Below are 25,944 nucleotides of genomic sequence, written 5' to 3'. Positions count from 1 at the left end.
AATGTTTTAGAAACGTTGATATATCGGTGTTGTTTTCAATGGCGATTTGACTTTCTGGACAGCCCCCTTCAACTTTAAAACATGAAAAAGCCCATTTGAAATCATTAAAAAATGGGCTTTCATAATTTCATAATGAAAAAAACAATCCGTTCTCGTGCTTCTTCTGAATCCTTTCTCTGTTTTATATGCGTCAAAACGAGATGAGCAGATCTTTGTTTCACACTTTCTGTATGTTGCTTCCCCTCATCTTTCCAGCAGTATTGGATCAGAAAAATTCGCCAAATCAAGTGAGATCATCTGAAAAATGCTTGAAAGACGCGGCAGTCGCGTCTTTCTAGAAATATGTGCAGCTATGAGGAAAATCTGTCCAATTTTTAATTTTTTGAAAAAGGGGGCGGTTAGTGACGTCAAATTTTCATAATGCCGCCTGTGCTAGCAGATGTAACCAGTTTGGAATAGCGAGCTAAGTAACCGGTTTTCACTTTTGGCTCAAAGCCTTTCCATTCCGCTTTTCGTTTGTTCCATTCCTCTTCTTTAACATGCACATCAATCGTCCGTTTTTCAATATCGATCACAATACGGTCTCCTTCTTTTACAAAGGCAATCGGTCCGCCTTCCGCAGCTTCAGGTGATACGTGGCCAATCGATAAACCGCGGGATGCACCGGAGAAACGTCCATCCGTGATGAGAGCAACTTTCGGTCCAAGACCCATCCCAACAATTTGTGATGTCGGCGCAAGCATTTCAGGCATTCCCGGGCCTCCTTTAGGACCTTCGTAACGAATGATGACAACATCCCCTTCTTTTACTTTTCCTTTCGCAATTCCTTCAAGCGCTTCCTCTTGAGAATCAAAAATTACGGCAGGGCCGTCAAAATGAGTGATTCCTCCTTGAACGCCGCCTGTTTTAATGATAGCGCCATCTGGAGCTAGGCTTCCAAATAATACGGCAAGTCCGCCTTTTTCAGAAAACGGATTATCAATTGGGCGAATAACGTTGTAATCTTTTACTTCGCATCCGGCAATATTTTCACCGAGCGTTTTTCCTGTTACCGTCATGCAGTCTAAATGAAGAGTTCCTTCTTTTTTCGTCAACTCATTTAATACGGCGGAAACTCCCCCAGCTGCATGTAAATCTTCAATATGAACATCAGATGCCGGCGCAAGCTTTGCTAAATGAGGCACTCTTTCCGCCACTTCATTGATCCGTTCAAGCGGATAATCAACGCCTGCTTCATTGGCAAGGGCTAAAGTATGCAAGACCGTGTTGGTCGAACCACCTAACGCCATATCTAAAGCAAATGCGTTATCAATTGCTTTTTCCGTCACAATATCACGAGGTTTTAAATCCATTTCGATCAATTTCATTAATTGTTTTGCCGTTTGTTTGACAAGTTCTTTCCGTTCAGGCGAAACAGCTAAAATCGTTCCGTTCCCTGGCAGGGCCAAACCTAATGCTTCAGACAAACAGTTCATTGAGTTTGCTGTAAACATGCCTGAACAAGATCCGCAAGTCGGACAGCCGTACATTTCAAGTTCTTTTAATCCGTTTTCATCTATTTTTCCTGATTGATAAGCTCCTACTCCTTCAAAAACTGAAGATAGGGAAATTTTCCGGCCGTCGCTTGTTCTTCCGGCAGCCATCGGTCCTCCGCTGACAAAAATCGTCGGAATGTTAATCCTCATAGCTGCCATCAACATACCAGGCGTAATTTTGTCGCAGTTCGGAATGCAGACCATGCCGTCAAACCAGTGTGCATTGACGACTGTTTCAACAGAATCAGCAATAATTTCTCGGCTTGGCAGTGAATAGCGCATGCCGATATGCCCCATTGCAATTCCGTCATCGACACCGATCGTATTAAATTCAAATGGCACGCCGCCAGCTTCGCGAATCGCTTCTTTTACAAGCTTTCCAAATTCTTGTAAGTGAACATGGCCTGGAATAATGTCCACATATGAATTAACAACCGCAATAAACGGTTTATCAAAATCTTCTTCTTTTACACCAGCTGCGCGCAACAAGCTTCGATGCGGTGCACGGTCAAACCCTTTCTTGATCATGTTGCTGCGTAATTGCGCCAAAATAAATCCCCCCGCTTTTAATTCCTTTTTTAATTTTCAATTAATTTTAATATTTAAATATTATACTACTATTTTATTTTTTTCACAAAGGTTTTTATTATGGCCTTTTTCATTAAAAAAAGAGGAATCGTATGAGCCGCTTCCTCTTGTCATTGCAAATAATCAATCTCCATCAAATAAATCCCCAATTCCGCCTAAAATGCTGCCTTCATCTTTGCCTCCACTTTGCGCGGCCAAAACTCTGTCAGCTAAACGGCTGAAGGGCAATGATTGTACCCAAACAGAACCCGGTCCACGTACGGTTGCGAAAAACAGACCTTCGCCGCCAAAGAATGCCGTTTTCACTTTGCCGACAAATTCGATATTGTAATCAACATCTTTTGTCATTGCTACTAAACAGCCTGTATCAATTTTAAGTTTTTCTCCTGGGAGCAAATCCTTCTGGATAATCGTTCCGCCTGCATGAAGAAAAGCTAATCCATCTCCCTCAAGCTTCTGCATAATAAACCCTTCACCGCCGAAAAATCCTGTCCCTAATTTCCGTTGAAATTCAACTCCGACGGAAACCCCTTTTGCAGCGCAAAGAAATGAATCCTTTTGACAAATGACCTTCCCGCCGAATTCCTTTAAATCAAGCGGAATAATTTTTCCGGGATACGGAGCGGCAAAGGAAACATGTTTTTTTTCCATCTGATGATTTGTAAACACTGTCATAAATAAGCTTTCTCCAGTAATCAAACGCTTCCCTGCGCCAACAAGTTTACCTAATAAACCTTTTGATTGATTACTTCCGTCACCAAAAACTGTTTCCATTTCAATACCATCGTCCATCATCATCATGGCGCCGGCTTCTGCTATGGCGCTTTCGCCAGGATCAAGTTCAATTTCGACAAATTGCATATCGTCTCCATGAAGTTTGTATTCAATTTCATGAGCGACCATAGTTTCACCCCAATAATTGTAATTTTTTGAATATGTAATATACTCATCATAGCTCTTTTTCATCCATATTGCCATAATTTTTTTAAGAATCTCTATGACCATAGAACCAGTGCATAATACCACTTTGAGCAATCCGTTCGATTTCTTTTTTCAATCGGGCTTCGGTGCAATATGAATGTTTTGTCCTAGGCAAGGAAAAAGAATTGCTTGCAGCAAAAAAGCCAAAGGATTAACGGCTGCTCAGTTAAACGATATATCTACTTCATTTGCAAAATGCAGATGTAAAATAAAGTTTGATAAATAATCGTCTTATATAAAATTGAAAGTTTGATCAAAAATCCTGTTTATTTAGAATTTATCCTTTAAAAAAGCAAAACAGAATTTGATCGAATTTAATCGATTTAGGAGCGAGAAAATCAGCCTCTAAATCCGAAAAAACTAATGAGGTATTGGTACAGCTCGAACAGTTAATACAGGGCTGACCAGTTTATAAAGATAATATAAAAAGTTAATTGATGAAATTATCTGAGTAATAGATTTTCGATTTTCGAATAAACTAACATCACTGGATATGGAATATTCGTTCTGGATCGCTGCTGAAATAATTTCGCAGAAGCAATTTGAGAAATTATAGATAATACCTTTTATTAGGTGTATTTTTATTTTTACTTCAACAAAGGAAAGCAGCTGCAAATGAATCTTATCGTGCAAATAATATAGAATGATTTCTTGTCTTTGATAAAAATTCCTATGTAAAGCTGGAGAATAGTATGTGAAACATACACTTCAACAATTCGGGGCTTTAGTTGAAAACATCTGAGCCTTCATCGTAAAAAAATTAAAGATTGAAGAGAGCTTTTTCGCCAAAAACAAATGCTCAATCCCTATCATGTGCAGAACTTCCATTTTCGGATTCTCACTTATTTGATCACATTTACTTTCTCTGCAGCCGTGAAAGGCTGTAATCATAAATATCTTCATGTCAACACAAAGGAGGGCATCGAAACTTCCAGCGCTCAAAACAATTGATGTCCTCCCCCTCCTAGCTTTATGTTCAGTCAACTTTTTCCAATACTAATTCAAGACAAATCCGAGCATTCGCTCCTAAATTGCTCGTCATTCTTTGTCGATAACTTTTACGGTCGTAAAATCGGCAAAATAATGGAGCCCTGAACAGCTCGGAATTTTCAGATCTATCAATCAACATCAAGTCCGTTGTTCCTCTAAAAGCCGTTTATGAATCCAAATCGCTGCTTGGATTCCATCCCCCATTGCGATTGCAGCTTGTTCCGAGTGAGCCGCAACGTCTCCGGCTGCCCAAACATTTTGGACGCTCGTTTCTTTCGTCCGTGCATGGATGACTAGATGCTTATTTTCTAATCGCTCGGCGCCGAGCTGAGCGGCAAGATCTGAATGAACGCGATTGCCGCCAAATCCGAGGAAGCCTCTATCCGCGAAAAGGCGTCTTCCGCTTTCCAATTCAACTCCCTTAAACCATTCACCGTCTCTCATCACTTTCGTTAACCGTTCTTTTATGTATTCGATATTTTTATTAGAAAGTTCATTTTTTAATGCAGCATTAATTTCTTCTCCATCATGATTCACGTACTGAATGTCTTTCGTCCAGTACGTTAGTGAGAGAGCCAGCTTCGCTCCTGCTTTTCCTGCCCCCATTACAATGACCGATTTCCCATCTACTTCATATCCATCGCAATCAGGGCAAACATATACCGAAATGCCTAAACAATGCTTTATTTCTGACAGCACTTCTGGTATGCGGTCGGTAACCCCTGTTGCAATCAGCAATTTTTTTGTTTTGTATATGCTGCGATCGTCCGTTTCGATAAGGAAATCTTTTCCTTGCTTTTCGACTTTTGCTGCCAGCTTTTTCAAAAATTTTACTCCGTATTTTTCTGCATGTTCTCTTCCAAGAGTACGCAGTGTCTGTCCGCTTACCCCGTCAGGCCACCCTAACAAATTATGATAGCTTCTGCATAGCGTCGATCTTCCGTTCATCTTGTCGATGACTAAAACATTATGTTTATACCTTCCAAGCATAATGGCCGCAGATAAACCGGCGATCCCGCCGCCAACAATGATGCAATCGTATGTTTTCACTTTTCCACCCTTTCAGTCAACCTTGCAAAAAAGGCGTTAATGTTTTGATCATTTCAGCTATTTTTTTTCTATTTTTTATATACATGTTTTTCGCTTCCGTATTTTCAGTTTGCAGAGCGTATAATTCAAAATCTGCCTCCACTTTTTTAAGGGATGAAAGTAGAAGCTGTTTTTCAACAGGTTCAGGCACTTTTACTTTATCATCATATAAATCAACAGTGAGTTGTCCATATGAATCGACTTGGGCTAAAAAAACATTCTCGACGGCGACTCCTAATTGATCGAGTTTTTCTTTCAGCCATCTTCGATTCAAACCGGTCGTTGAAAGAGCTTCGTCCATAATTTTTCCGTCCATTATGACGGTTTGCGGTTCTTTAACAGGGGCAACGTTCGTTTTGATATCTCCTACCGTTATAGGCTGTTTTTCTTTTTTTAGCAAAATACTCAGTTCACCAGTAGTTTCCAAAATAGCAAATTCCACATCACTGGCATGATGGACATTATTTTTCCTCAATTGTTCCAACAAAGCGGCCAAAGGATATTTTTCTTTCTTTAAATTTTCCTCCATGATTTTTCCGTTTTTAATAAAAACGGTCGGTTTTCCTTCAATAAATTGCTGAAACGACGGACTTTTCATGGAAATGAATGAAATAATAACCGGAATCATCACCCATATGGCAATGCTGATAATACCGTTTGTTAAATTTAAATTCGTATCCATTGACAGTGTCCCGGCAATGTCACCAATGGTAATGCCGACGACGTATTCAAAAAAGGAAAGCTTGGAAAGCTGTTTTTTTCCCAATAGTTTGGAAATGAAAAATAATCCAGCTATTATGGCAAGTGAACGAATAATGACTTCAACCCACTCTGGCATGTTCATCCCTCTTTTCAAAAGCCTTTATACTCAGGTTCCTCAAACTCCAGCTCTCCAATTCGAGACTTTACATCATTGATAATTTCTTCAGATATTAACATGTTTTCGTGAAAAACTCGTTTCGTTTCTTCATCAGTTGACGTAATGGCCAAGTTTTGTAATCCCGCATGAATGCTTTTTAAACTGGCCAGCGTTTGCTTGACCTGTGATGCTACTGTCAATCCAATCACCCCTTTGGTTTAAATAAAAGCGCTCCGATAAAACCAAAAATAATAGCTGCTGAAATACCGGAGCTAGTCACTTCAAACATACCTGTTAAAACTCCGATCAATCCATGTTTTTCTGCTTCTTGCAACGCTCCATGAACGAGAGAATTTCCGAAGCTTGTAATCGGAATGGTTGCACCTGCACCCGCAAAATCGATAAATGGTTCATAAAGCCCGAAACCGTCCAAGATGGCTCCAATCACGACAAACGTACTTAATGTATGAGCAGGTGTTAAATGAAACACATCAAACATGATCTGTCCAATTACACAAATTAATCCGCCTATGACAAACGCCCAAAAAAATGACGCAACCAAATGTTTCACCCCCTGAATTCAATGGACACAGCGTGTGCAATGCACGGAATGGTTTCATTTTGCTGGAACGTTAGCGGAGAAAGCAGCGCCCCAGTTGCGACAGCGAGAATTCGCTTCAGCTCGCCTTTTTTCATCCGATTTAATAAATGGCCGTATACGACAATTGCCGAGCAGCCCGCCCCGCTTGCACCGGATAAAACTGGTTGTCCTTCCCGATAAATCATTAAACCGCAATCCTGAAATTTTTCCTCATCCATTTGAACTCCATTTTTTTCAAATAATTCAAGAGCGACGTTGCGTCCGATTTTTCCTAAGTCGCCTGTTACAATTAAATCATAGTAGTCCGCATCAATATTTAAATCGCGGAAATGCGCTTCTATCGTGTCAACTGCTGCCGGCGCCATCGCACCGCCCATATTAAACGGATCAGACATGCCTAAATCGACCACTCTGCCAATCGTTGCCGAGGTCACGGCAGGTCCTTTCCCTTCATTGCTTAACAAAGCAGCTCCTGCACCCGTGACTGTCCACTGTGCAGTCGGTGGCTTTTGCCCACCGTACTCGGTCGGATAGCGAAATTGTTTTTCGATTGCCGTATTATGGCTGGCCGCACCAGTCAGTAAATATTTTGCTCCGCCGTAATTGACGATAAATGCGCTTAATGCCAGCCCTTCCATCGACGTAGAACAAGCGCCGAAAATGCCGAGATAAGGAACGCCGAACGTTCTTGCTGCAAAGCTGGACGGGGTGATTTGATTCACTAAATCTCCGGAAATAATAAATTCCACCTGTTCTTTTTGAATGTTTCCTTTTTCTATTGCTTTGTAAAACGCTTCTTCAAAAAGCACTTTATGAGCTTTTTCATAAGAGTCCTCACCCAACCACAAATCTTCGTGAAGAAGATCAAAATCGTCGGCTAGTCTGCCATTTGCTTCAAACGGCCCGCCAACGGTAGCGGTTGAAATGATCACGGGTTGATTATGAAATACCCAAGTGCGATGTCCTTTCAGCATTTCAAAAACCACCCCATTTAATTAAAATCGTTTTGATTAAAGCAACTACAAATGCAGAAAACGTTCCAAATAAAATAACAGATCCGGCCAATTTAAACATGTTCCCGCCTACACCGAGGACAAATCCTTCTGTTCGGTGCTCAATCGCTGCAGAAATAACAGCATTTCCGAACCCTGTGACTGGTACAGCGCTTCCGGCACCGCCAAATTGAGCAATCCGGTCGTAAACACCAAATCCGGTCAAAAGCATAGATAAAAAAATCATCGTGGCAACAGTCGGATTTCCAGCGGTTTGTTGAGTAAAATGAAAAAAGTACATGTAAAAAAACTGTATCGCTTGTCCGATGGAGCAAATAATTCCACCGACTAAAAAGGCTCGTAAACAGTTTTGGACAACAGGTCTTTTCGTTTCATTTTTTTTCTCCAATTGATAGTATTCCTGCATGATTTTCGTTTGAAGTTTTCTTTGCTCATTCGCCATTGAAAACACCTTCTTATGTTTCTTCTCTGCTCAATTGAATAATGTTTTCCACTTTCTTGTTCATTTCACGCTTGTCCAGATTTTCCAGTTTGTTAATTAATTTTTCTGTTTCCCAATAAATTTTCATGTCGCTTGAAACGGTGACATCATAATCTCGGAAAGATTTTTTTAATTTTTTTTCAATTGTTTTTTCCTTTTGTTTTAATTGAAACCGTTTCATATGATCTAATTGAAAAGCAAGCAATAGCTTGCGGTCTGTATTGACGCTTATGGCTTTGGGAACTCCATCATAGCTTTCCGCTATTTCCTCCGCCTTTTTCGCGACCTTTTGATTAAAAGGAGCGTTCTTCGTCGAATAATTGATTTTTGTCGGTTGTTCTAAAGTCGGATCGACCATATCGTTCTGTTGGCATGCTGAGAAAACAAAAAGGAAAGTGAAAAAGAATATAAAATGTTTCATCCTGACCAGCTCACTCTTATTTGTGATGTGTTGAAAAGGTTGGTAAATACCAACCTTTACTGTTGTTTATATTGAGGCTCTTCATTCTGGATTTGCTGCAAGCGAGTATTAATCAAATCAACAATTGACTGTGTTTGCTGCGCAGCCTGTTGATAAATCTGTTTTGCTTGCTTGTTTTCCGTTTGCAGTGCAAACGTTTCAAAGCTTGCTTGAGCACTTTTTAATCCTGCTAATGTTTGTTGAACTTGAGTTGAAACTGTCAATGTCAATTCCTCCTTTTTGTTGTTACAAGTTTAATATTTCCTAAATGCCCAAAAGTAAAAAAGGGATGTTCTTCCCTTATATCCATTTTATTCCGTATTATTATTTTGATTTTTCAGGCATAATGACAGCAGGTGCCGAACCAGTCCCGCCGCTGTTGTAAAACTGCGGAACTTTTCCTTCAATAAATAAATCACCAATTTTCACTGAATTTTCTATTTCCATATCTTTTGAAATCGAAGGAATAATGACGTTAATTTTAACTAAAATGTCCATATATATTTCTAAATAAGCGTTATTAATGCCAATTTCCTTATATTTTGTGCTAATTTCTGAATTAACTGAACCAATAAGTTCAAAGCGTACGGGAACTTCAGGACCTAAATGGGAGATGAGCGCATTGTTCGTTATTAATCCGAGTGGAATATGATAAACCAGGCCTTTTCCATCTGGGTTTTGATTGACGGGGATGCCGTCTTCCGATTCAACCTCCACATTCCCATCTAAATATTGCTGAATATAAACGGTCGCATCTGAAATAAGACGGTTATAAATTTGGGAATTAAAGCTGTAAGTCGCCGTTTCGTCTGATTTCTTTTCATGAATAATGATCAATTCCTTCATATCAAGTTTTTCTGCTATTTTTTTCGAAACAGCATCATGAATTGCATGTTCGGCAATTTGCCTCGTCTTTGTTTCCGCTATTCTGACCAATGTCGGTTCAATAATGGCATTGATCAGCCATAAGCTGTATGCTGTCAAAACATTGAAAATGACAAATGTAATTAAAAAAACATATTTAGCCGGCAGAGGGCCGCGTCTTCGTCGTCTTCTGAATTTTCGGTACAAAAGAATTTCCCTCCCTTTGTACCAATATATGTAGAAAAGAAAGCTGATTAGAAGCTAAAATAAAATTGGAATCAACTGTAACTAATAAAGAATCGTGAAAAAACAATACTATAACTGTTGGAAGATGTTCTTCCAAACACAACTTAGGAAGAGGTGCTTTTATAATGAGAAAAATGGGGTCCCTCTTCAAAATGGGAAAAAAACGCTCCATGTTTCCTAAGAACCGGCAAAGAAACAGCATGATGTGGATTTCTTTAGTCGGTTTGGGGGCTGCAGCATTATACGGATTTGGCAGACGACAAAACTTATTCGCTAACATCATCAAACCGCTGCAACAAAAATTTGCAAACAGTCAAATTCAACAAATCATGCCAAACCGATAAAAGAAAACGGCCGATTTTCTTTCTCTTGTTTGAAAGAAAATCGGCTTTTTTTGTAATATGTGTCAGTTGCAATTTTTCAACCCATCACTGTTCTAGATTTTCCATCGATTTGTGAATTTTCTTCTCCAGCTTCTATTAAAAAGAAAAGGCAACCAATCCATTGAGTTCCTTTGAAAAATTTGTATAATAGAGTAGTTGGTAATTGTTCGAGTATCTAAATATTTTTGTTTTTACGATGCAGGAGGTGCCATCAAATCCATGAAGGATTCTGCCGTTCATACCGCCAAGCCGCCGCTTTGGACAAAATCATTCATTTTGTTAATTATCGGAAATTTATTTGTTTTTATGAGCTTTCAAATGCTTTTGCCTACTTTGCCGCCGCAAGCGAAAGCAATTGGAGCATCGGACATTGAAATCGGGCTTGTTACAACCCTTTTTTCCATCGCTGCTGTTGTCATTCGACCGCTCATTGGTTTTCTTCTTGAATCAGCGAAACGAAAATGGCTCGTTATAACTGGAGCTGTAGGCTTACTCTTTTTAACCCTTTCATACTCGCTTACATCGATTGTTTTTTTATTTTTAATTGTCCGCCTCCTTCACGGTTTTGCCTGGGGATGGTCAACAACAGCAAATGGAACGGCAGCTGTTGAATTGGTTCCAACGAAACGCCTCGGAGAAGGAATGGGCTATTATGGTTTATCTATCACCATTGGGATGATCATCGCTCCTAGTTTTGGCATTTTGCTTTTTCAACATTTAGGATTCCAGCCGCTCATCATCGGTTCCGCCATTTTCGGTGTCATATCGATTATAGCCCTTTCATTAGTTCAATACAAAACGCCAAAGTCTGTTTTAGAAAAATCAATGCATGTAAAGGATTTTTCTTTTTTTCGCTCACTCATTGATAAACATGGGGCGTTTCCTGCACTGATTACATTATTATCAGCTTTCGGTTATGGGGGAATTGTCACGTTTATCGTCATATTCGGCCAAGAAAGAGGGATCGATCAAATCTTCTTATACTACTTATGTAATGCGTTGGCGGCAACTGCTGTACGACCAATTTCAGGAAGGTGGTTTGATCGAAGCGGTCCTTGGCTTCTTGCCATTGTTTGCTCATTCTTAACATTTATCGCCTTTTGGGTTTTATCTTTCACATACTCAGTCGGAATGCTTGTTTTAGCTGGTATTTTATTTGGCGCCGGTTTTGGGTCACTGCTTCCTGTTTTGCAATCATGGGTGCTTTCTAAAACACCTGCCGATCGGAGAGGAGTCGCAAACGGAATGTATTATTCAGCATTGGATGGAGGAATAGGAATAAGTGCGGTTTTTCTAGGCTTCTTATCATCCTATGTTGATTTAGGAACGATTTTTCAATTATCAAGCATTTGTTTTTTCATTGTTATTCTGCTAGTTTTAATTGATTATTTAAAAGAGAAAAAGAAAACGGACAAGCGGGAAAACCAGCAAGTTCATGCCAAATCGTTTTCGTAACGAGCATTGACAGATTCAAAGCTTGCGACTCCCGCGCCCGTTTCGCGCCGGCAAGCTTGCGGTCGAGGCCGTCTAAGCAAAAGAAATGCTCGGAGTCTCTCGCTTTCTTTGCGCTGTCAAAATTGGGGCACCCGTCAGTTCGTTGATGATGATAGAAAAATTTTTTATGGAAGAAAGTCTTTTCTTCATTCCCGAATTTTTAACGCCCTAATCCGGTTCAAGGCTGCCGCTAATTCAAATCTTCTTACATACGCCAATTCACCTTGATGACCATGATGGGCCGAAAAACTTTGGAGACCGTCCTGATTGATCTTATTTTCTACGAAATCAAGCAATTGTGATACTGTTAAGCGTCTGTCAAAAAGGTTTGTCCGTTCGATATACGATAATATTTCTCCAATCATTCTTGTCTGGCTTTCGTCGACCAGCTGTTCTACATAAGATAAATCAATTTTTTCTAGTCCATATTGAATTTCAGAAAGCCGGCAAGCAATTTTAGATTTTTTCCCTTTTCTGCTGTTCAAGCTGCCTGATTCCGGAATACGAAGCTTCCATTCTCCAAATTTCTCCCCTCCTTCATGCTTTCTTCCGGTTTTAATTTGACAGGCAATCTGTTTTGCTTCATGTGTGACGTCATAAGGCTTATAATGATCCATTTTTATTACGCGATCCGCAACGGAAAAGTAATCTCCCGATCCGCCCATAACTAAAATTGTTGAGACATCAAAATCCTGCTTCAATTGTAAAACTTTATCGATAAATGGAGTAATGGGTTCATGCTCTTTATGAATTAATGCTTGCATTCTGGCGTCCCGAATCATAAAGTTTGTTGCACTTGTATCCTCGTCGATCAATAATGTTTTTGCTCCTGCTTCTAGCATTTCCATTATATTGGCTGCCTGCGATGTACTGCCGCTTGCATTTTCCGTAGAGAAGGATTTTGTGCTTTTTTGAAACGGCAGATTGTTAATAAAAGCGGAAATATCCACCTTCTTTATACTGCGGCCATCTTCGGCACGTATTTTGCATGCTGAACGATCCGTCAAAACAAATTCACGGCCGTCCCCTTCAATATGGTCATAAACACCATGCTCGAGCGCCTTTAATAAAGTGCTTTTTCCATGATAACCTCCTCCAACGATCAAGGTGATGCCTTTGAATATAGCCATGCCCTTCAACGGTTCTTGCCGATGCGGAACAGGAATTGAGACTTCCATTTCCTTTGGACTTTGAAAAGGAACAGCGCCTTTCAACGGCTGATCACTTACGCCGCTTGCACGCGGCAAAATTGAATTATTTGCAATAAACGCTATTATTCCTCTCTCTTTCATATAGGAGCGGATCGCCATTTGCTGGTCGCAAAGCTGAATCGCGCACTCAATATCTTTCCCCTTCACAGAAAAGACAGAATGCCGCAAAATTTCGGGAAGTAGTTGAAAAAATATTTTTTTGGCTTCCTTGCCTAATATTGTTCTCCCTTGAGCCGGAAGACCGATTGAAAGACAAACTGTAATATCGTTTTCTCCTATCTGAACAGCTGTCCGTTCTAACACCTTCTGCCCCGGTTTGTCAATCATGATCAGCCCGCTTTTTCCAGAGCCGCGTACGTTATTTTTCAAATTAGAAATTGCTTGAAATACTTCGCGGACAATCATATCTTCACATCTTATCTTTCTTTGCCGGCTGTTTGTCCATTTTTGTAAAAAAGCCGTTTTGCTTCTAGCGATCAATATTCTGATTTTCGAAGGACTTGCAAACGGATCGCCCTGTACATAATCGATCAACAATTCAAAATCAGGAAACTTGTACGAGCCTTGAATCTGTTTGTACGCTTTATATCCTTTGCCATCGATTTGTTCCAGCTTTTTTGCAAGATTGATCATAATACTCCTCCATATTTATGCAAAATTGTCTCGTATAGCTTTTTCAATAATTGCTTTTGAGCGGTCCAGCTCTGCTTTTAGTTGTCTTTTATATTGTTTTGCTTTTTCATAATCGACAAACTGATAATAGACAACCTCTTGAAACTCGGCTCCTTCCTTTTTTCGTTTAATTTGTTTTAAAATGCCGTCTTTTATTAAATCATGAAGCGCTTTGTACAGCTCAGAATGATTCGGACGGTAGCCATACGGGCGAAACTCTTCCCGCAGTTCATCCAATATTTTAAAACCGTACAGCCGCTTCTTTTCCGTCATCGTGATTAAATATAATTTTAAAAAAGCTCGCTGCTTCAATAAAAAGCCGCTAGGTTTTCTTTTTTCCGTCATCTCTCCATCCATCTCCTTTTTACAATAATATAATTATGTAAACTTATAGTTTTCCGATCCTTTTATTTTAATCATAATATAAGTTCAAATAAAAATATATCTTTTTTTCATTTAGAACATTGTTTGCAAAATGAATTGTCACATAATATGACAAGACCTCCATGCTATTTGTTAAAATATTTGTTTTAGCATAAAGTGGAATGGCATTCGGCTGTTTGTCAATCCGAAAATCTTTTCCTCTACCACCGAATCTTGACCTTTTTAAAATTTCGATTGCTTCTCGGAAGCATCGGGCATGAACATTTCTTATTCACGCAATAATGAGTGTTACAAACAAGATGATTCTGTCTAAAAAAACGTAGATTAATGAGATGGATTACTTAAAATCATCATTCCTAACATGCCACCTTTTGAAAACCATCAGAAAAATTTAGGAGCAGCTTGACCAAGGGATCCAACCTTCATTATAATATTTCTATAAATTGCCAAAAACCTCATTCGGAAATACTAGTTTAAAAGAAATTACATGACTTTGTTTTCGGGTTTCATCACATAAGAATTCACGGGCTGCTTATCTATGCAAGTTCGTGATTACAATTTGGCTTCCCGCTTTAGTACAATTGCATGATTTGTTGTTTATAGTCTACTAGAACTAAAAATTTCTGACCAGCTAAGTACAGCCCCATTCAGTTGCAATTTTAAACGAGGAAAGAATATTATTTGTGTGAAATTAAAGCAATTTTGAGAGGATAAGTTATGAATTTAATCTGACTGCTGCCGGAATTATTCTTGATGGTCTCAATGAAATTTCTTATATTTCATGGTGATTGACTCTAACTGTAATAGCCTTTAGCCTCCTAATGTTTTAATTTTTGTAATAAGGCGGGACACCTTTTCTTATAAAGGGGATAAAAATGCTCAAATTAAAAAATGAAAGAATAATAAATTTACTTTCTTTTTGCCTGTTAGTGCTAGCAGTTGTGGCGAATTCATTTTTTTCCATTAAACAGTTTCAAGTGATTGAGCAATTTGATAAACTGCAAGCGAGCTTTCCATTGTTTGCACATTCGTTTGTTACTGCTTTGTTAATTTTAATACAATTGATTGCGGGAATTACCGTGATCATAATCGAAACAATATTTATTACTTATATTACAAATGTCATGACGAATAAAAAGTTTACATTTAGTAACTTTTTATCAGCCATCATTTTTGCGAATCTTGTTTCCATTTTATTAAATATGACGATCATTTCACTGGCTGGCTTTGATCAATTGCAAGATATTCAATGGCTGGGCTGGTTTCCAGGTTCGCAAATCCTATTGGTTGTTTTTTTCTACTTATATTTATCATATTTAGACAGTTCCACTTCCATCAGCCTAAAAATAAAACTGTGTACAATAATATTTTCGACCACTTATGGTTTGACGCTTATCATTCAAACGTTCATGACTGTTGTGCAATTTCAATGATCTTAGGAAGGTGCATAATATGGAAAAAAAATTTAAGGCTAAAATGAGAATATTGTTCGTAATCTCGATAATCGTTTTTTTAGTAGGAATTTTTAATCTGGTAAAAATTGTTGCGAAAATGTTGGGGAATTGAAGAAGATGAAATACTTTAAATACAAGCGGTTAATGAAAAAAAGAAAAGCATTAGCAAATTTCGAGATTTTATTTGGGAATTTTCTAAATAAGTTTGCTGGCGGCGATAAAAAATTGCTGCTGGTCTTTCTTTATAACGTAAATGCAGTCATTACTTTCGCTTCGATGTTAGCACCGATTTTTGTCTATTTGCTCATTTATTTTTTTCATTCCTTTATAATAAATATAAATCCTTTTTATATCGCCACTATCTATTTTTTTATAACGCTTTTGTTCACTGATATTAATAATGATGATTACGATCATGTGGAGCTGGAGAATATTTCTCAATGGATGTATAAAGCTCACAAAAATAAATTTCAATTACTGATTATTAAAAAATTGCTGTTAACATTTGGAACAAACATTCTTTCTTATTGTTTTTTTATGTTGATTTTTATGAGAGAATTTCATTTTAGTTACATAACCATCCTTTTATACGAGATTTTCGTCTTAATAGCTGTTTTTTTTACTATTATTGTAAAATTTTTATGGAGCAATCCTCAGATTGTCTTTTTATTTATTCACGGGCCGAACGCTACGAAAAAGAAAGAACATTTCATCCGGTATAAAAATGACCTGCATTTAGATCAGTATCAAGCGGCTTTATCCCGATCTTGTCAAAATAGAACTTACTACTTATATATATTGTATACTTATTTGTTTGCAGTTGCTTCTTTAGTTCTGATATGTATGATTCATTTTTATTTTAATATTCATAAATTGATTATCATTTCGGTTTATTTAGGAATTGAAAGCGCAATGATTAGTTTGATATCTCAAGGAATCATAAATAGCTCAAAACTGTTAAACGACTGTAATTTAAGCGATTTTTATTATATAAAGAAGTTTGATCAAAAAACTTATTATGAGAATTCGCTTTCTAAATTTCTGTCAAGAAGGCTCATCGTAATCCTAATCAGTTATTATGCTGGTGTATTCCTCCTTTATGGATTTTCATTATTTTCAGCTGTCACTGTTTTATGTTCAACAATCATTTACTTCTACACAATAAAAATCATTTCAAAAAGAGTCTATCGCTTTCAAAAATTATCAATAGAAGATATTAAAAACAATTTTTTTGTATATTTTTTTAATCCTTTAGAAGATTTATTCGTTTTAGGATTGCCTTCTATTGCATGCAGCGCTGTAGCTTTTTATTCAATGAAATTCGGCAGTATATATCCTATACTCTTTTTCTTTATTGTTTATTCACATTTTTTATTATTATATAATTTTCTGACAAAAGAGAGGTAAAACATGCTTGAATTGATCAATATAAAAAAAAGATATGGTGAATCAGCCTACATTTTTGACGGTATTAACTTAAAAATAGATAACATGAGCATTGTTGAATTACTTGGTGAAAATGGAATTGGCAAATCAACGTTGTTGAATATCATCGGTGGAATGACAACATTCGATGGGGACATCAAGTTAAACAATATTTCATTAAAGGACGATTTTCAAAAGTATATAAAAGGAGTCTCCTTAATTGGCAATACACCATTTTTATACGATTATTTAACACCGGCTGAAACAATTGATATGATCTTATCCTTCCTGAATGGGGAAAGATTAGATTCGTCTCTAGAAGGTCTTATAGAAAAAATTGGACTCTACAAATATAAAAATACCCTTACACGCGAACTGTCTTTAGGAACGAAACAAAAACTATCTTTAATTTTAGCACTTCTATCTTCGCCTAATTTGATTCTCCTTGATGAACCTTTTGTCAATTTCGATATTAGGTCAAGAAAAGTTATTCTCGATTATTTGAAAAATTACGTCATGCAAAACAAGGCAATTTTAATTTATGCCACTCATTCAACGGATGCTGATTTAACTGATTTTTCAAATCAAAAGATCATTTTAAAAAGAAATGAACAACTGAATACAGTAGTTTTAGAGTGCGGCAGCCGTGAAGCATAAATTTTGTATGCTCGGTTATAGGAAGTTCATTTTTCTTTTTGGGCTTTCTAAGGAACAGTTTCACCTTGATTTCCAGCCTTCTTTTTCCGCGATTTTACTAACATACAAATACTGTTTGAATCATTCTTTCATATAGCAGAATGAAAAACAAAAAAATTCCTAAAAAACAGCATTTACGAGGATAGCTCGAGTAAATAGTAGTCAAAGCCTGATGAAACAGTTTATAAAGGAGTCCAAAAGCCATTCAAAACCAATCAATCTCTATAAAAATTGACCCTGCTAGAACAGTCGCTAATGTTAATGGAGATTTTCAAACTCAAGGGGCAGTGTCTTGGACTTATAAAGCCTTGGTTGGAAGATTGTTGTCTAGCTCTTTGGAGCGCTTCACGTGCATCGGGTTTGTCATCACGAGAGGAATGCTCTTCTCGTCAAGAAAGTAAGCGAGATTGAGCCAATAATGTCCCGTTGGCTCGATGCCAACGATCACTTCCGTTTTTTCAACTTCCTCCATCGCTTTCACGATGCACTGGTACAACCATTCCAATCCTTCTTTCGATTGCAGAACGGGAAACGGCTTTTTTAACACCCTCCCTCGCTCATCCACAAAGCAGGCATAATGCTTCTTTTTCGCGATATCCATGCCAACGATGAGCGTTTGATCGGTGACTTGATTAATCTTCTTGTTTGAGATAGAACTCATGTATAGTCCTCCTTGGTATCCAAATTAGGGGGCAATTAATCCGATTGACACCCCCGAATCATACCAAGAGGGCTTTTTTATTCAAGTCCCCGAAAAAACTTCTAACTCAAGTTTGACACCATTTCACTACATGTGGATAACTAAAGGTGATTATACCAATAGTTATCCACTTTTTTATCGAAAATATAATCATTATGTAGTGTTATGTGGATAACTTTTGTATATCCAATAATATGTAATATATGTTATACTATTAGTGCTATGTATATTCGAATTAATAAGCAAAAAAATAAAAATGGTTCAGTTCGTCAATATCTACAAATATGTCGTACATTTCGTGTAGACAATAAAGTTCGGCAACAAACGCTTTGTAATCTAGGGAGGTTAGAACATTTATTAGAGAATGGCTCTGTCGATAACATAATCGAGGGATTAGCCAAATTTTCAGAGCGTTACTTTGACCGAATTCACGGGCAAGGCTCTTCCTCTTCTGTCTCCGTGCTTTGGACAAAAGAGTTTGGGCCGGTTTATCTGTTCCGAAAGGTATGGGAAAAGTTAGGGCTTGGTCGGCTATTACGTAAAATCATGGATGATTCCGAGACTGCTTCTCAGTATGACGAAGCCATTTTTGCCATGGTGTTAAACCGTCTCATGGATCCCAATAGTAAGCATTATATCTTCAAACAATGGATCGACACGATTTATGCAGAAGGTCTTTCAGACATTCAACTCCATCACTACTATCGTGCATTAGACTTCTTAAGTGAACAAAAAGAAAAAATTGAGGAACAACTTTATGGACATTTAACCGATTTAACCTCATTAGAAGTAGATATCGTGTTTTACGACACGACAAGCACCTATTTCGAAGGAGAGGAAGCAGACGAACTGCTGGCTCACTATGGTTACTCCAAAGATCATCGTGGAGATCGAAAACAAGTCGTGATTGGCTTATTAATGACCAAAACAGGGATTCCGATTGGACATCAAGTCTTCCCTGGAAACATGCATGATACGAAGACGTTTGGCATGGTGGTTGAAGACCTGAAGAAGCGCTATCCTATTCAGAAAGTCATTCTAGTGGGAGACCGCGGAATGGTTAGTGAAGCCAACTTAGATCAAATTCGTGAACTGGGCATGGAATATATTGTGGGTGTCAAATTACGAAAGTCGAAGAAAGCCCAAGAGCTATTATCCATCCGTGGGCCATATAAGAAGGTTCTCCCGAATCTAAAAGTGAAGTCAAAGAAAATCGATGGCGAAACGTATGTACTCTGTTACAATCCGGACGCTGAAGAACGTGATCGAGCGAGTCGTCAAGTCGTGTTAGAAAACCTTCAATCGAAGCTTGATGAACTCGGTCCATCTGGACTCGTCAAAAACCGTGCGTATTCCAAGTTTTTAACGATAGAAAAAGCATCGGCCAAAATTGATGAAGAGAAGGTATCCAATGACGAAAAGTTTGACGGAAAGTACGCCATTCGTACCAACTCGTCATTAACGGATGAAGAGGCAGCACTTGCCTATAAAGAGTTGTGGAGAGTGGAACAAGCCTTTCGTAACCTGAAGTCGAATCTAGAACTTCGCCCGATGTACCATCGAGTGGAATCTCGTATTCGAGGCCATATCATGGTTTGTTTCCTTGCGCTTGTCATGGAATCCTTTTTGGCCTATAAGCTAAAAGAAATAGGATGCCAAACAAGTGTAAAGGATATTTTGCATGATGTAAGCCAGATGAAGGCCTCGAAAATACGCGTGAATGGTGAAGAGCAAATCGTTCGTACAGAATTACAAGGTCAAGCAAATCTAGCATTTGAAGCACTTGTCACACAAGCGCCTCCTAGAGTATTAGAAAAAAACACGTGCCACTAACAAGTGTAGTGGTACGTGTTGTGGGTAAAGTCCAAAACACCAGTATTTTCGGGCTTTTCTTTAGTGTACTCTGTCAAACTTGAGTCTAACAGGAATGTTCCTTATAGGCTTTTGTTTATTCTTTGCTATGGCTGTTCCTAGCCTAATCATTTACTTTGTTTCTTTAGGAGTTAATCATTTCTTAGGAGACTATGTAAATTATTGCTCTCGGTCAGACTTATACATATTTCTTTATTGGTAAGTGCAGTAGCACTCGTTTATATGCTCAGATTTATGGTAATTATTAAAGGACTCGCAGCATCGCTCATAATACCTAACTGGATCACTTACATTTTTGAGTTTTCTTTTGCATAGATAGCTGTGTATTTTCCATACAGTATGTTATAAATAACCATTTAAGTAATGTGTCCATTTTTCAAGGAGGAGAGTTACTTTTATCCTTTTTTGTTGCATTTTTATTTTTAGGGTGTGCCATTCTTTTCTAACCTAGATGATATATCAAGGATAAAATTGGGATAGACATAGTAGAAGTAGAAAATACTATGTCTTCATAAATATTAAGAAGGAGGATATGATTTTGAATTTTATTCATGGGCTAAAGAAAATGGATTAAGTAATGCAAAATACACTATTTTTGTACGTGAACAGCTTCAATTGATCGATTGTACAGCTGTTTGTATTATTTTAAAAGAAAGAGAGTAAAAAAATTCGATCAATGCTGTCAATCTTGGATATTACCAACAATGTTCTGCCTGAAACATAAAAGGAGCATCCAATAGATGAAAGTACGTCTGATTGGATGCTCCTTGAACTTCTTAAAAAAACTTTTTACGATCACGTTCTTCTTTTAAAATTTCCACCGCCTCCCGAAAACGTTGCGAATGAACAATTTCTCTTTGGCGCAAAAATCTTAATCCGTCATTTAAGTCTGGATCATCTGACATATCGATAATCCATTGATAAGTAGCTCTTGCTTTTTCCTCGGCAGCTATATCCTCATACAAATCAGCTATCGGATCCCCTTTTGCTTGAATATAAGTCGCAGTCCACGGAGTTCCAGCAGCGTTGTTATAAAACAAGGCGCTGTCATGATTGACATAATGCTCGCCTAGTCCTGCTTCCTTTAATTGTTCCGGTGTCGCATCTTTCGTCAATTTATACACCATTGTTGCGATCATCTCCAAATGAGCAAATTCTTCTGTTCCAATATCCGTTAAAAGTCCTACTACTTTGTCGGGGATCGTGTATCTTTGATTCAAATAGCGAAGGGCGGCAGCAAGTTCTCCATCTGCTCCGCCGTATTGTTCAATTAAATATTTTGCAAGTTTTGGGTTGCACGTACTCACCCTGACAGGATATTGTAGTTTTTTTTCATAAAACCACATGTTCTTTCTCCTTTCATCGTATGAGTATAGTTAAACAGATTAAAGCTATACTTGCCATGGCCACGGCATCGTTCCCCAGCTCCAGTTCGCGTCTGAAAAGCTGTTTCCAAATTGCTGCAGCGCACCGAATTTTGATTCAAACATTTGCTTCAATTGTTTTGAGTATTGGGCATATTGGTTAAATTGCTGGATTGCTTCTATATCATTTGGATGAGTGTCTAGATAAAGCGATAATTCAACAAGCACGAAATCAGCCGCTTGAATTTCTTCAAGGAGCTGATAGTACTCTTGAGGAAGCTCCTTCATTTTGGCTACCTCCCTTTTTTCTCATACGGATTTTCGTAATAGTCATAAAAAAATCGCCAAAGAGTCCCTTTTTTTAATGCTTCTTTTGCGGAAAATTGCTGCAAGTTCGGCGGCTGAAAACCGAGGAAAAGGTTTGGCGGTGTGGAATAGTATTTGACACCGATTGGTTTACATGGATCATATCTGCTATGAAAAGGACGATATGATTTTACGGTCGTAAAAGATTTTTGATGCTTCTCATTCATAGTCATCACCTCTTTGAAGTTCATTTCTCTTTATACGATTATTCTTAAATAGTTTGTCTTGATGACTGAAATAAAGTTGTTTTCTTAAGTTTTCTGCGGCCATCCAGCAGTTGTTGGTCAGGAGATTTTTGGTAATTTTTAAAAAATAGGTTGAAATATTCTGAATTTTCCTTTATTATAAAACTGTATTTCGTTCATCCAGAGTTTACACAACGAAAAAAAAAATTAGGAGGATGATCGATGAGTCAATTAATCGCTAATGTTGAAGGGAAAGTAGCGGAGTTTCTAAAAGGGAAAAAAAAGTTGTACATTAATGGTGAATTTGTCGAAAGCGTTTCCGGCAAAACGTTCGACACTCCTAATCCAGCAACTGGAGAAACTCTTGCAACGGTTTATGAAGCGGACAAAGAAGATATTGACCGTGCTGTCCGTGCGGCAAGAGCTGCTTTTGACAGCGGGCCATGGTCCAAAATATCAGCTGCTGAACGAAGCCGATTATTGTACAAACTGGCGGATTTACTGGAAGAAAACAAAGAAGAACTAGCTCAGCTGGAAACGCTGGATAACGGAAAACCGATCCGGGAAACTAGAAATGCAGATATTCCATTAGCCATTGAACACTTGCGTTACTATGCCGGATGGTCTACAAAAATAGTCGGGCAGACCATTCCTGTCAACGGCCCATTTTTCAATTATACAAGACATGAACCTGTTGGTGTTGTCGGCCAGATTATTCCATGGAACTTCCCGCTTCTAATGGCAATGTGGAAACTTGGTGCCGCTCTTGCAACTGGTTGTACAGTCGTTTTGAAGCCTGCAGAACAAACTCCACTTTCAGCCCTTTATTTAGCAGAGCTTATTGAAGAAGCAGGTTTCCCACCTGGGGTTATCAACATAGTACCGGGCTTTGGGGAAACAGCTGGGCAAGCGATTGTTGATCATCCTCTGGTAGATAAAATTGCTTTTACCGGATCGACGGAAGTCGGCAAGCTGATAATGAAAAATGCCGCACGTTCACTGAAGCGAGTTACGCTGGAATTAGGAGGCAAATCGCCGAATATTATTTTGCCGGATGCTGATCTGTCAAAAGCGATTCCAGGTGCATTAAACGGTGTAATGTTTAATCAAGGTCAAGTATGCTGTGCAGGTTCTCGTGTGTTTATTCAGAAAAAACATTACGATAATGTATTAGCAGATATGGCCTCCCATGCCAAAAATATCCGACAAGGCTTTGGCCTGAATCCGGAAACGGAAATGGGGCCGCTCGTATCTGAAGAGCAGCAGTCAAGAGTGTTGAATTATATTGAAAAAGGAATTGAAGAAGGCGCAGAAGTTGTGACCGGCGGATCTACGCCATCTGAAAAAGGCTATTTTGTCACTCCTACAATTTTTGCTGATGTTGAAGATAAAATGACAATTGCCAAAGAGGAAATATTCGGTCCGGTCATTGCTGCATTGCCTTTTGAAGATTTAGATGAAGTTATTGATCGGGCAAACAACAGCGAATACGGCTTAGCTGCCGGTTTATGGACGAGAGATGTGGCCAACGCTCACTATGTCGCCAATCGCTTGAGAGCAGGAACTGTTTGGGTCAACTGTTATAATGTATTTGATGCAGCTTCTCCGTTTGGCGGATACAAACAATCAGGTATCGGTCGCGAAATGGGTTCATATGCTTTGAACAACTATACAGAAGTAAAAAGCGTGTGGATTAGCTTAAATTAAAATATATAATTCAGAATAGCGCCTGTCTAAAAAACAATATCTATGCCCCACAGAAAATGATTTCTGTGGGGCTTTCCAGTTGTCGAGAACTTCTCCTAAAAGGTTGAGTTCCGCCTGCTTTAGTACTTTCTGCATTGAGAAAAGCTCGGGCATTTCCTCTGTGAAAAACAACAGAAACAGTAATTGTCCATAATACAGCAGAACACCCCTTCCCTGTTCGGCTTTAAATTGAAAAAAGCGTTGTCTTCTCTGCTTTTTACATAAATGAAAGGACGCACAGCATCAAAAAGGAATTACAGGGAAAATCGCGATATAAAATGAACATTGTTTCTAAAAATCTTTCAAAAACAGAAATGAAGAGGATTATGAAATCTTTAAAGGAAAACCAAGTAACGGGATAAATCAAGTAATTTAATATATGAAATCTGTAAAAATAGTAAACAAAATGAATTTAAAGGGTGTATAGACAGATGAAGCTATTATTTGAGATTGAAGAATATGAGGATACAAAAGATGCTCCTTTTGAGCTATCCTTTTATTTCTACAAAAGATTATATATGTATATTGTTGAAAAGGGACAAAAACAACATTCCGTGATGGTCTTTTATTAGATATCGGAGATTACTTGATCAAATTCAGTAATGAAAAATAGTTCAAGGGACCGTAGAAGCTTTGAGAATGCTTTAAAATATCACATTAAAAAAATCCCAAAATCGTCTGTTTATTGATTGTTGTATTATGATTCAAGCAAACAAAAAGTACTGGATTGTCATTTCACGGACTTTGTTATAGCCTTTTGTAAAGGAATACCAAAAATATATAGACGACATTTTAAAGCAGGATGAAAATGCGTATGATGATAAAATTTTTGTTATGATGGCAGATCTAATCAAGAAGTAGTATTTTGTTGTTAAAATGAAATTTGAATGTACTTACTTCTGCCATTAAAGTAGAGTTTGTCTATTAGTTTCCAAAAAAGCTAAAGAAGCTGACGTGCTTATTTGAAAAGATGAAAAGTATACTGTTCAATGAACGATGTTTGGGCAGATTGAACTTAAGGGGCCGTACAATTAGTTGATTTCACGGTATTGGATCCCCCTTTTCATGTTCAGTAATGCTGATATATCAGCATTTCTTGATTATTGAATTCCAATGGATGTATCCTTTTGGGACAATCCCCTGATCTTATTTTGCATTGATACGCTGGCATTTTTCATACATAATTCAGGCAGCTGCTCTTTTTTCATAACAAGACCGAGTATTGACAAACAAATTTCTTCCCATCCAGCCTCTCCTCTCATATAAAAAATGCACGTCTTCAAAAAATCATCCGTTTTTAATTGGTGAAAAACCGCTTTAAGGAGCTTCCCTCTTCCATCTAAAAAAAGACGCGCTTCTTTTAGTTCACCCTTTTTCAAATTGCTTCATATAGTATTCTGGACGATTGAATGAAAAGGAGGATTTTGTTGTCTTGAGTGAATCGTATATTAATGAATTAAAAAAATGGTGTGATGATCTTTATGGAAACATCATTTCAGAACACCCTTTTGCAAGCGAATTCGAGGAAAAAATAATCCGTTTCAAAACAGAGCTGGACAAAGCCGAGTCCGTTTCAGAAAGCGAACTTTATGAACAGGCGAATCAATTGTATGATGAATTCAGATTATTTATTGAAGGTGAAGATGACCGGTCTTTGGCTGTGCCGATAGGACAACATAAGCTCCCTCCTCTTCCCTATCGATACAATGCGCTTGAGCCGTATATTTCAGAAGAAATCATGAGGCTTCACCATTTGAAACACCATCAAAGCTATGTAGACGGTTTAAACAAGGCGGAAATCGAAATGGAAAAAGCACGGAGAACAGGAGATTTTTCATTGATTAAACATTGGGAACGGGAAGCAGCTTTCAATGGGGCAGGCCACTATTTGCATACAATTTTTTGGAATGTCATGAACCCAAAAGGCGGGGGCGAGCCAAAAGGTGAATTAAAGGAAGCGATCAAAAATTCATTTGGAAGCTTTCAAGCATTTAAAAAGCATTTCAGCGAAGCTGCAAAAGCAGTCGAAGGCGGAGGCTGGGCGATATTAGTATGGTCCCCCCGTTCAAGAAGATTGGAAATATTGCAGGCGGAAAAGCATCAAAACTTAAGCCAATGGGATGTCATTCCTCTTCTTGTATTAGATGTTTGGGAGCATGCATACTACTTGCAATATAAAAACGATCGGCAAAAATATATCGATAATTTTTGGAAAATCGTCAACTGGCCAGAAGTGGAACAAAGATTTCAAACTGCAAAAAAAGTCATTTGGAAGCCATATTGAT

Annotated in this window: 25 protein-coding genes and 1 pseudogene; 8 read left to right on the top strand and 18 right to left on the bottom strand. The window is 38.1% G+C overall.

What is annotated here, in order from left to right; all coding sequences use genetic code 11:
- Positions 1 to 407: 407 nt before the first annotated feature.
- From ilvD to yunB, 11 genes are all read right to left on the bottom strand, one after another.
- Positions 408 to 2,084, bottom strand: coding sequence for a dihydroxy-acid dehydratase (gene ilvD / locus RI196_RS08530; RefSeq protein ID WP_063389594.1), 1,677 nt, complete (start codon positions 2,082 to 2,084; stop codon positions 408 to 410).
- 162 nt (positions 2,085 to 2,246) lie between these two features.
- Positions 2,247 to 3,026 (bottom strand): TIGR00266 family protein, encoded by a 780-nt coding sequence (locus tag RI196_RS08525; RefSeq protein ID WP_063389744.1) that lies wholly within the window; start codon positions 3,024 to 3,026, stop codon positions 2,247 to 2,249.
- A gap of 1,206 nt (positions 3,027 to 4,232) precedes the next feature.
- A complete protein-coding gene (locus tag RI196_RS08520) occupies positions 4,233 to 5,084 on the bottom strand; it encodes an NAD(P)/FAD-dependent oxidoreductase (protein WP_242009279.1) in 852 nt (283 codons plus the stop codon).
- Between the two features lie 76 nt (positions 5,085 to 5,160).
- Entirely contained in the window at positions 5,161 to 6,021 is an 861-nt protein-coding gene (locus RI196_RS08515; RefSeq protein ID WP_066246610.1) for a DUF421 domain-containing protein, read from the bottom strand.
- Between the two features lie 14 nt (positions 6,022 to 6,035).
- Complete coding sequence (locus tag RI196_RS08510; protein WP_063389730.1) at positions 6,036 to 6,242, bottom strand: DUF1657 domain-containing protein; 207 nt, start codon at positions 6,240 to 6,242, stop codon at positions 6,036 to 6,038.
- A 5-nt stretch (positions 6,243 to 6,247) separates the two neighbouring features.
- The gene (gene spoVAE, locus RI196_RS08505; RefSeq protein WP_063389729.1) at positions 6,248 to 6,604 is read right to left on the bottom strand and encodes a stage V sporulation protein AE; all 357 of its coding nucleotides are present in this window, start codon (positions 6,602 to 6,604) and stop codon (positions 6,248 to 6,250) included.
- 5 nt (positions 6,605 to 6,609) lie between these two features.
- A complete protein-coding gene (spoVAD, locus tag RI196_RS08500; protein ID WP_311067254.1) occupies positions 6,610 to 7,617 on the bottom strand; it encodes a stage V sporulation protein AD in 1,008 nt (335 codons plus the stop codon).
- A gap of 1 nt (position 7,618) precedes the next feature.
- Positions 7,619 to 8,098, bottom strand: coding sequence for a stage V sporulation protein AC (spoVAC, locus tag RI196_RS08495; protein ID WP_063389727.1), 480 nt, complete (start codon positions 8,096 to 8,098; stop codon positions 7,619 to 7,621).
- A 13-nt stretch (positions 8,099 to 8,111) separates the two neighbouring features.
- Positions 8,112 to 8,558 carry a YhcN/YlaJ family sporulation lipoprotein gene (locus tag RI196_RS08490; RefSeq protein ID WP_063389726.1) on the bottom strand — a complete coding sequence of 149 codons (447 nt, stop codon included), beginning with the start codon at positions 8,556 to 8,558 and terminating at the stop codon, positions 8,112 to 8,114.
- Positions 8,559 to 8,614: 56 nt separating this feature from the next.
- A complete protein-coding gene (locus RI196_RS08485) occupies positions 8,615 to 8,821 on the bottom strand; it encodes a DUF1657 domain-containing protein (RefSeq protein ID WP_066246606.1) in 207 nt (68 codons plus the stop codon).
- 100 nt (positions 8,822 to 8,921) lie between these two features.
- Positions 8,922 to 9,668, bottom strand: coding sequence for a sporulation protein YunB (gene yunB, locus RI196_RS08480; protein ID WP_063389724.1), 747 nt, complete (start codon positions 9,666 to 9,668; stop codon positions 8,922 to 8,924).
- Positions 9,669 to 9,859: 191 nt separating this feature from the next.
- On the opposite strand from yunB, the gene RI196_RS08475 reads away from it, so the two are divergent.
- Both RI196_RS08475 and RI196_RS08470 read left to right on the top strand, forming a co-directional pair.
- Positions 9,860 to 10,051: a hypothetical protein gene (locus RI196_RS08475; RefSeq protein ID WP_130158005.1), complete on the top strand. Its 192-nt coding sequence runs from the start codon at positions 9,860 to 9,862 to the stop codon at positions 10,049 to 10,051.
- A 258-nt stretch (positions 10,052 to 10,309) separates the two neighbouring features.
- A complete protein-coding gene (locus RI196_RS08470) occupies positions 10,310 to 11,545 on the top strand; it encodes an MFS transporter (RefSeq protein ID WP_066246600.1) in 1,236 nt (411 codons plus the stop codon).
- A gap of 185 nt (positions 11,546 to 11,730) precedes the next feature.
- On the opposite strand, the gene RI196_RS08465 is transcribed toward RI196_RS08470, so the two are convergent.
- A complete protein-coding gene (locus RI196_RS08465) occupies positions 11,731 to 13,428 on the bottom strand; it encodes an ABC-ATPase domain-containing protein (protein ID WP_311067253.1) in 1,698 nt (565 codons plus the stop codon).
- 15 nt (positions 13,429 to 13,443) lie between these two features.
- Positions 13,444 to 13,812, bottom strand: coding sequence for a replication termination protein (locus RI196_RS08460; protein WP_063389720.1), 369 nt, complete (start codon positions 13,810 to 13,812; stop codon positions 13,444 to 13,446).
- A 914-nt stretch (positions 13,813 to 14,726) separates the two neighbouring features.
- Between RI196_RS08460 and RI196_RS08455 the strand changes: the two genes are divergently transcribed.
- The 3 genes from RI196_RS08455 to RI196_RS08445 all read left to right on the top strand — a co-directional run bounded on the left by RI196_RS08455 (position 14,727) and on the right by RI196_RS08445 (position 17,387).
- A complete protein-coding gene (locus RI196_RS08455; RefSeq protein ID WP_311067252.1) occupies positions 14,727 to 15,284 on the top strand; it encodes a hypothetical protein in 558 nt (185 codons plus the stop codon).
- A gap of 138 nt (positions 15,285 to 15,422) precedes the next feature.
- Positions 15,423 to 16,712 carry a sugar transporter gene (locus RI196_RS08450; protein ID WP_311067251.1) on the top strand — a complete coding sequence of 430 codons (1,290 nt, stop codon included), beginning with the start codon at positions 15,423 to 15,425 and terminating at the stop codon, positions 16,710 to 16,712.
- A 3-nt stretch (positions 16,713 to 16,715) separates the two neighbouring features.
- Positions 16,716 to 17,387, top strand: a complete 672-nt coding sequence (locus RI196_RS08445) for an ABC transporter ATP-binding protein (protein ID WP_094245686.1) — start codon at positions 16,716 to 16,718, stop codon at positions 17,385 to 17,387.
- A 346-nt stretch (positions 17,388 to 17,733) separates the two neighbouring features.
- Here RI196_RS08445 and RI196_RS08440 read toward each other — a convergent pair.
- A pseudogene (locus tag RI196_RS08440) lies at positions 17,734 to 18,087 on the bottom strand (IS110 family transposase); the annotation flags it as partial.
- 261 nt (positions 18,088 to 18,348) lie between these two features.
- Between RI196_RS08440 and RI196_RS08435 the strand changes: the two are divergent.
- Entirely contained in the window at positions 18,349 to 19,959 is a 1,611-nt protein-coding gene (locus RI196_RS08435) for an IS1634 family transposase (protein WP_311067250.1), read from the top strand.
- A gap of 815 nt (positions 19,960 to 20,774) precedes the next feature.
- On the opposite strand, the gene cotJC is transcribed toward RI196_RS08435, so the two are convergent.
- The 3 genes from cotJC to RI196_RS08420 are packed head-to-tail and all read right to left on the bottom strand — an operon-like array spanning position 20,775 to position 21,895.
- Positions 20,775 to 21,344, bottom strand: coding sequence for a spore coat protein CotJC (gene cotJC / locus RI196_RS08430; RefSeq protein ID WP_063389715.1), 570 nt, complete (start codon positions 21,342 to 21,344; stop codon positions 20,775 to 20,777).
- Positions 21,345 to 21,389: 45 nt separating this feature from the next.
- Positions 21,390 to 21,650: a spore coat protein CotJB gene (locus tag RI196_RS08425; protein ID WP_063389714.1), complete on the bottom strand. Its 261-nt coding sequence runs from the start codon at positions 21,648 to 21,650 to the stop codon at positions 21,390 to 21,392.
- Positions 21,651 to 21,655: 5 nt separating this feature from the next.
- Positions 21,656 to 21,895, bottom strand: coding sequence for a spore coat associated protein CotJA (locus RI196_RS08420; RefSeq protein ID WP_063389713.1), 240 nt, complete (start codon positions 21,893 to 21,895; stop codon positions 21,656 to 21,658).
- 240 nt (positions 21,896 to 22,135) lie between these two features.
- Between RI196_RS08420 and RI196_RS08415 the strand changes: the two genes are divergently transcribed.
- Positions 22,136 to 23,620, top strand: a complete 1,485-nt coding sequence (locus RI196_RS08415) for an aldehyde dehydrogenase family protein (protein ID WP_063389712.1) — start codon at positions 22,136 to 22,138, stop codon at positions 23,618 to 23,620.
- Between the two features lie 1,139 nt (positions 23,621 to 24,759).
- Here RI196_RS08415 and RI196_RS08410 read toward each other — a convergent pair.
- Positions 24,760 to 25,038: a hypothetical protein gene (locus RI196_RS08410; protein WP_311067249.1), complete on the bottom strand. Its 279-nt coding sequence runs from the start codon at positions 25,036 to 25,038 to the stop codon at positions 24,760 to 24,762.
- Positions 25,039 to 25,091: 53 nt separating this feature from the next.
- On the opposite strand from RI196_RS08410, the gene RI196_RS08405 reads away from it, so the two are divergent.
- Positions 25,092 to 25,943 (top strand): superoxide dismutase, encoded by an 852-nt coding sequence (locus tag RI196_RS08405; protein ID WP_311067248.1) that lies wholly within the window; start codon positions 25,092 to 25,094, stop codon positions 25,941 to 25,943.
- The last annotated feature ends 1 nt before the right edge of the window (position 25,944 follow it).

Origin of the sequence: Aeribacillus composti (genome assembly GCF_031760945.1) — a bacterium.
GTDB classification, from domain to species: Bacteria; Bacillota; Bacilli; order Bacillales; family Aeribacillaceae; genus Aeribacillus; species Aeribacillus composti.
Note: the sequence above shows the minus strand (reverse complement) of the source record. Positions and strands in the feature narration are given on the sequence as shown.